We start from the raw sequence: 6,614 nt of genomic DNA, 5'->3' as shown, positions 1-6,614 counted from the left end.
CCCCAGCCCTCCCGTGACCCGCCCCCCCCGGGGCACACCGGTGGCACCCGGGGGGCGCCGTCCCCGGTACCGGGGCGTCGGCTCCCGGTCGGGACGCACCGGGTTGGCGCCCGCCGGCAGTGGACCACGGCCCCGTCGCGGCCGGAAGGCGCGGGACCGAACGTCGGGCCCGCCCACCGGGACTACCTGGCGGGCGGCGGCACGCTCGACCACGTGGTCCGGCGTGGGGCGGGCGGTGGGGCGGCGGGCCGGCACGGCGGCTCAGAGCACGGTGATGACGCCGGCGACGGCCCCGCAGAGCAGACCGAGGCCGAGGGAGATGCCCGCGACGACGGCCAGGTCCCGCCCGCCGTTCGGGGGCTGGTCCGTCCCGCTGGGGCGCAGCCCGCGCTGGGTCGCCGTCTCGTCCGGCGGCGGGTTGGTGGCGTCCTCCGGCGGCGCTGGGGGGTCGGACCGGGCCTGGAGCGCCTGCGCGCGCAACGCCTTGGACAGCACCTGCTCCGGATCCGACGGATCTCCCACGTGAGGGAGGATACCGAGCCGTCCCCGACGTGATCGTCACCTTGACGGGTGTCCGACCGGCGCGGCCTCGTCGGACCTGCCGGCCGGCGGAACGCGGGTTCCCTTGGCCAGCACCGCTCGGACGGTGAACTCCTCGTCCAGCACCACGAGGTCCGCGTCGAGCCCCGGGCGCACCGCTCCCACCGAGGAGTCGAGGCCCAGCAGCGCGGCCGGTGTGGTCGAGGTGGCGTGCACGGCCTCCTCGACCGTGAGGCCGCAGCCCCGGACCAGGTTGGCGAAGGCGCGGTCCATGGTCAGGCTGCTGCCGGCGAGGGCCCCGCCCGGTAGCAGGGGCACTCCGCCGGTCACGGTGACGGGGAGCCCGCCGAGCACGTACTGGCCGTCGCCCGCACCGGCCGCGCCGATGGCGTCGGTCACGGCGGCGGTGCGCCCCGGGCCGGCGTACCGGGCGGCCAACCGGGCGACGGTGGGGTGCAGGTGGACCAGGTCGCAGATCAGCTCGACCACGACCCGGTCGTCGTCGAGGAGCGCCGCGATCGGCCCGGGCTCGCGGTGGTGGAGCGGGCGCATGGCGTTGAACAGGTGCGTGGCGACCCGCGCCCCGGCGTCCACCGCCGCGCGCGCCTGGTCGGCGGTCGCGTCGGTGTGCCCCACGGCCGCGAGCACCCCGGCCTCGACGAGACGGCGCACGGCGGGCAGGGCGTGGGGGAGCTCGGGCGCCAGTGTCACCATGCGCACGGTGCCCTCGCCCGCCGCCAGCAGCCGGTCGACCAGCTCCGGTTCCGGCGCGCGCAGGGCGGCCGGATCGTGGGCTCCGCACCGCCCCTCCGCCAGGAACGGGCCCTCCAGGTGGATGCCGGCCAGCAGGCCGGAGCGCACGGCCGGGCGCAGCGACCCGATCTGCCGGACCAGCTCCTCGGGTGCGGCCGAGACGAGGCTGGCCTGCAGGGTGGTGGTGCCGTGGCCCCGGTGGACGTCCACGGCGGTCGAGACCGCCTCGGCGGTCCCCTCGGTGAAGGAGGCGCCGCCGCCGCCGTGGCAGTGGATGTCCACGAAACCGGGAACCACCCAGCCGCCGGCGGCCTCCACCACCGAGCGGGCGGCGGGCGCCGGGCCCTCACCGACGGCGGTGATCCGGCCGCCGTCGATCGCGACCCACCCGGCCACCACACCCTGCGGCGTGATCACCCTGCCACCGGTGACCAGCGTGGACACCGTGCTGGCCCGGCTGGCCGAACCACGGACGTCGGAAGGCGTCCCACCCACTGCGTGCTCCCCAGGACGAACGTCGGCGGTCGCGAGGCGACCAGCCCGGCCGCCTAGTGGTCTACACCACCGGCGGTGCCGATGGCGAGTGGTTCCACTGAGCGGATGCACCCGGAGCGGCCGCGGCGGGCCCGGAGGGCACCGGTTCGCGCCGAGCGGAGGGAACCGAGGCCGGTGCCAGAGGGGCGCCCTGCGGGCGGGTGCGGGGCCGCCGGTCCTCCGGGCGGGTGGTGGGCGCGGCGCGGCGACGGGGGCTGCTGGGGACCTCGGCGTCGTCCTCGGGGCTAGGGGTCGACGCCGTCATGAGGTCCTCGCCGAGTCCGCCCATGTCGTGGCTGGTGGGGACGGCACGACGGTGACCAGGCCGTCGTGCGTCCGGGGCTGGAACCCCGTGAGCACGTCCTGGTCGCGCCGGGAGCACCTGGCCTGGCCAGCGTTCGCCGGCCAGGACGTGGAGGAGCACCACGACACCCGGTGGCGGGATTCGGGGGCGGCGGCGCCAGGGGGAGCCGGCTCCGAGCGGGTGGGGCGGGGTCAGCCCTGGCCCTGCCGGAGGATGGCCTGCAGGGCGTCGAGGGCGCGGGACGCGGTCGACTTCACCGTGCCCTTCGAGATGCCGGTGGCCTCCGCGATCTCCGCCTCCGACAGGTTGCCGTAGTACCGCAGCACCAGGACCTCACGTTGCCGGGGCGGCAGCTGCGCGAGCGCGCGCACCACGGTCTGGTGCTCGGCCGTCAGCATGGCCAGCGACTCCGCCGAGCGGGCGTTGGGGCTGTGCGGTGGCACGTACTCCCGCGCGGTCTTGCGGCGTCGCAGCACCGAGCGGCTGCCGTTGACGACGGCGGTGCGCAAGTAGCCCACGGCGGCGGCCGCGTCCCGGAGACCCGACCAGTTCCGGTGCAGGCCGGTGAACGCCTCCTGGACCACGTCCTCGGCGGTGGAGATGTCGTCGACCAGCAGGATCGCCAGCCGCACCATCCGCATCCGGTGCTGGCGGTAGAGGTCCTCCAGCGTCAACGGCGTCTGGGGGGCGGTGGGTCCGGACGTGTCGAGCTTCCTGAGGTGACCGAACGTGCGTTCGACCGATCGCTCAGTCGCGCCGGACCCCCGGCGGAACCTCTCCACACCCACGGGCTAGACGTTACCCAGGTACGCCGGGTGTTCGTAACCCAGACCGGCGAGCCGGGGCCCGCGGGGCGACGCGTCCCCGGGCCGCCGGCGGTGTCCGGTGTCGGCGGAGGGGATCGGCCAGGTCAGGTGCCGTCGAGGCACGCCGACGTCCGCGGAATTCGGCCACGGTGCCCTCTCCGGCGGAAAAAATCATGGAGAAATCCGATCTTCACTGGGTAGAGGGAATTGGCCTGCCTCCCGTGGCCGGTGCAACCGGGCTGCCGCACGATGGTTTCTGGCTGGGGAACAACAGGCCAGCCGGGAAATCACCGCAATTCGACGGAGGTCGGGACTGTGCGTATCGGAAAGAACGTCGCGAGGACTCTGGTTGTCGGCGCCGCCGTGGCCATGCCCCTGCTGATCTCTGCCCCCTCGGCCCTGGCCGGCGAGCAGGAGGGTGGCAAGGGCCACGGCAACAACCACGGCTACGGCCACGGCCACGGCAACAACCACGGCTACGGCCACGGCTGGGGTCCCCGTTTCCGCTTCGAGGCGGCTGACTGGTACAGCGTGAAGGTCAAGGTCAACTACGACGTGGAGTACGGCGGCTTCGAGTACGTCTCGATCGACTACTGATTTATTCGGTAGCGGACGAGGAATCTTCCTGAGGTTTTGGCAGGTCGCCCGCGCGGCCTGCCAAAACCTCTTTTTTTCGTTTTCGGCGCGGCTTGTCGGGTGTGTGCGGAATGCGCGTGGTCGACCGGCGGGTCGATCTCCGCCGTTCCCGTTCGCGCTCCACGGCCCGTGGTCACCCTGCGTACGTGGACGGGTGGGCATCTGTGATCTCGGTCGCCGCGGGTCCCGCGCGTGTCGGTGCCGGCGGCTGGTGTGGGCGGCGCCGGGGGAGGAGGGCCCGCGCGGTACGGTCCAGCGAACGATCGCAGGGAGGTACCCGTGGCCCGTTTCGCCGTCGAGTTCTCGTACAGCGCGGACACCGAGACCCGACACGCCGCCCGCCCCCGGCACCGCGACTACCTCGCGGCGCTCGCCGAGCGGGGGGTCCTCCTCGCCGCCGGGCCCTGGGCGGACGACACGGGTGCCCTGCTCGTCTACGAGGTGCCGGACGAGGCGGCCCTGCGGGAGGTGCTCTCGGCGGACCCCTACACCCCGGCCGGGGTGATCACGAAGACCCGGGTCCAGGAGTGGACCCCCGTGCTCGGGGCCTGGCTCGCGGCACCGGGGAGCTGAGCCCCCCCCGCTCGGGTGTCCGCTCGGAGCCCGGGTTCCCCCGGTGGACGTCGCATCGCGACGTCACGGCCAGCCGGGTCCCCCGCCGGTCGAGGCACCATCGGTCGGGCGCATGCGCCGTCCGGCCGGGTGGTGGCCGCCGTTCGGGCGAACGGGGCCTCCGAGGTCGGGGTCGTGCCGGCGGTTCGCTCGCCCTCCCCGGCTGAATCGTTCCCGCCACCCGTTATGTTGATCTCGCGCGGAACGTGTCGCCCGCCTGGGCGGCGGAGGAGTTCACGTCACCTTCGCCGACCCGCAGCCCCTAGGATTCACGCGCACGGAACGCCAGGGTTCCGCGTCGCCCGTCGACGTCGCGCAGAGGTACGCCCCGAGGAGGAGACCGATGCCCATCGCCACCCCAGAGGTCTACGCGGAGATGTTGGACCGGGCCAAGGCGAACGAGTTCGCCTACCCCGCCATCAACGTCACCTCGTCGGAGACACTGAACGCAGCGCTGCGCGGCTTCGCCGAGGCGGAGAGCGACGGCATCATCCAGGTGTCGACCGGCGGCGCGGAGTTCCTGTCCGGCACGAAGGTGAAGGACATGGTGACCGGCGCCGTCGCGCTGGCCGAGTTCGCGCACGTGGTGGCGGCCAAGTACCCGGTGAACATCGCGCTGCACACCGACCACTGCCCCAAGGACAAGTTGGACGGCTTCGTCCGCCCGCTGCTCGAGGTGAGCAAGGAACGCGTGAACCGGGGGGAGAACCCCCTGTTCCAGTCGCACATGTGGGACGGCTCGGCCGTTCCCGTCGACGAGAACCTGGAGATCGCCAGGGACCTGCTCGCCAGGGCGGCCGAGGCCCGGATCATCCTGGAGATCGAGGTCGGTGTGGTGGGCGGTGAGGAGGACGGCGTCGACAACGAGATCAACGACAAGCTGTACACCTCGCCGGAGGACTACCTGAAGACCGTCGACGCCCTGGGCAGCGGTGAGAACGGCCGCTACCTGCTCGCCGCGACCTTCGGCAACGTGCACGGGGTCTACAAGCCGGGCAACGTGAAGCTCCGCCCCGAGATCCTCAAGCAGGGCCAGGACGTCGTCTCGAAGAAACTGGGCCTCCCCGAGGGTTCGAAGCCCTTCGACCTCGTCTTCCACGGCGGCTCCGGCTCCCTGCTCGAGGAGATCCACGAGGCCGTGTCCTACGGGGTCGTGAAGATGAACATCGACACCGACACCCAGTACGCGTTCACCCGTCCGGTGGCGGCCCACATGTTCAGCAACTACGACGGCGTGCTGAAGATCGACGGTGAGGTCGGGAACAAGAAGGTCTACGACCCCCGCAGCTACCTCAAGGCCGCCGAGCAGGGCATGGCGGCCCGGGTGGCGCACGCCTGCGAGAACCTGCACTCCGCCGGTCGCATGATCGCCGGCTGAGCCGCCCGCGCCCCCGCCCCGGTGCCCCCGGCGGGGACCGGGGCGGGGGGCGGAGCGGGCCGGTGGTGCGCGGCCCGACAGAATGCCGTCATGAGCCACACGAATCTGCTCGGTCCGGACCCGACACTGCTGCCCGAGTTCACCGAAGCCCAGGCCGAACTGGACTCCGGCACCGACCCCGGGGACGTGGCGCGAGCTCACCCGACCTTCAGCGCCGCCTGGGCGGCGCTCGCCGAGCGGGCGCTGGAGCAGGGCGACCCGGTCGCCGCCTACGCCTACGCCAGGACCGGCTACCACCGGGGTCTCGACCAGCTGCGCCGAGCCGGGTGGAAGGGGCACGGCCCCGTGCCGTGGCGTCACCGGCCCAACCAGGGGTTCCTGTCGGCACTGGCCGCCCTCGCGTTCGCGGCGGAGCGGATCGGTGAGCAGGACGAGTTCGAACGCTGCCGCCAGTTCCTGGTGGACTCCGACCCGGAGGCCGCCGTCGCCACCGGGTTGTCGGGGGACTGACCGAGGCGGCCGGCCGGAGCGGCGCGCTGGCGTCGCCCAGGGGTGGGAACCGCCCGAAAGGAGCGATGGGTGTTGCCGGACAACGACTACGCGTTCGACAGCAGGTGGGAGGTGCCCGGTCTCGTCGCCGACATCGCCGAGGTCCTCTTCGACCCGATGACCCTGCCCGAGTGGTGGCCGTCGGTGTACCGGACGGTCGACCGGGTGGACGGTTCCCCGCCCGACGCGCCCCCGGCCGTCGGCTCGGTCTACGACCTCCACACCACGGGCTGGCTGCCCTACACGCTCCGCTGGCGGCTCACCGTGGAGTCCGTGGGGCGGGACACCTGCTCGCTGACGGCGAGTGGCGACCTCGTCGGCCGGGGGGTGTGGAGGTTGCGGCAGCTGACCCCCACCGAGACGGAGGTCCGCTTCGACTGGCGGGTGCGGGCGGACAAGCCCCTCCTCCGGAACCTGTCCACCCTGGTGAAACCGGTGTTCGCCGCGAACCACCAGTGGGCGATGCGGCAGGGGGGGCGCAGCCTCCGGCTCGCGGTCGCCC

General features: G+C 73.2%; 8 protein-coding genes. 5 read left to right on the top strand and 3 right to left on the bottom strand.

What is annotated here, in order from left to right:
- Window positions 1-261: 261 nt before the first annotated feature.
- The 3 genes from ACTIDRAF_RS0212790 to ACTIDRAF_RS0212780 all read right to left on the bottom strand — a co-directional run bounded on the left by ACTIDRAF_RS0212790 (window position 262) and on the right by ACTIDRAF_RS0212780 (window position 2,919).
- Entirely contained in the window at window positions 262-522 is a 261-nt protein-coding gene (locus ACTIDRAF_RS0212790) for a hypothetical protein (RefSeq protein ID WP_016699138.1), read from the bottom strand.
- A gap of 36 nt (window positions 523-558) precedes the next feature.
- Complete coding sequence (nagA, locus tag ACTIDRAF_RS0212785) at window positions 559-1,788, bottom strand: N-acetylglucosamine-6-phosphate deacetylase (RefSeq protein WP_016699137.1); 1,230 nt, start codon at window positions 1,786-1,788, stop codon at window positions 559-561.
- Between the two features lie 534 nt (window positions 1,789-2,322).
- A complete protein-coding gene (locus ACTIDRAF_RS0212780; RefSeq protein ID WP_016699136.1) occupies window positions 2,323-2,919 on the bottom strand; it encodes a SigE family RNA polymerase sigma factor in 597 nt (198 codons plus the stop codon).
- A gap of 333 nt (window positions 2,920-3,252) precedes the next feature.
- On the opposite strand from ACTIDRAF_RS0212780, the gene ACTIDRAF_RS0212775 reads away from it, so the two are divergent.
- From ACTIDRAF_RS0212775 to ACTIDRAF_RS0212755, 5 genes are all read left to right on the top strand, one after another.
- Window positions 3,253-3,534 (top strand): hypothetical protein, encoded by a 282-nt coding sequence (locus tag ACTIDRAF_RS0212775; protein WP_157163009.1) that lies wholly within the window; start codon window positions 3,253-3,255, stop codon window positions 3,532-3,534.
- Window positions 3,535-3,852: 318 nt separating this feature from the next.
- Window positions 3,853-4,146 carry a YciI family protein gene (locus tag ACTIDRAF_RS0212770; protein WP_016699134.1) on the top strand — a complete coding sequence of 98 codons (294 nt, stop codon included), beginning with the start codon at window positions 3,853-3,855 and terminating at the stop codon, window positions 4,144-4,146.
- A 382-nt stretch (window positions 4,147-4,528) separates the two neighbouring features.
- A complete protein-coding gene (gene fbaA / locus ACTIDRAF_RS0212765) occupies window positions 4,529-5,563 on the top strand; it encodes a class II fructose-bisphosphate aldolase (protein ID WP_016699133.1) in 1,035 nt (344 codons plus the stop codon).
- 90 nt (window positions 5,564-5,653) lie between these two features.
- A complete protein-coding gene (locus ACTIDRAF_RS0212760; RefSeq protein ID WP_016699132.1) occupies window positions 5,654-6,073 on the top strand; it encodes a DUF3151 domain-containing protein in 420 nt (139 codons plus the stop codon).
- A 69-nt stretch (window positions 6,074-6,142) separates the two neighbouring features.
- On the top strand, window positions 6,143-6,614 hold a 472-nt coding region (locus ACTIDRAF_RS0212755; protein ID WP_016699131.1), incomplete at its 3' end, for an SRPBCC family protein.

Origin of the sequence: Actinoalloteichus spitiensis RMV-1378 (genome assembly GCF_000239155.1) — a bacterium.
Lineage (GTDB): Bacteria > Actinomycetota > Actinomycetes > Mycobacteriales > Pseudonocardiaceae > Actinoalloteichus_B > Actinoalloteichus_B spitiensis.
The sequence above is the reverse complement of the archived record's forward strand: the minus strand, read 5'-3'. Positions and strand labels throughout refer to the sequence as shown.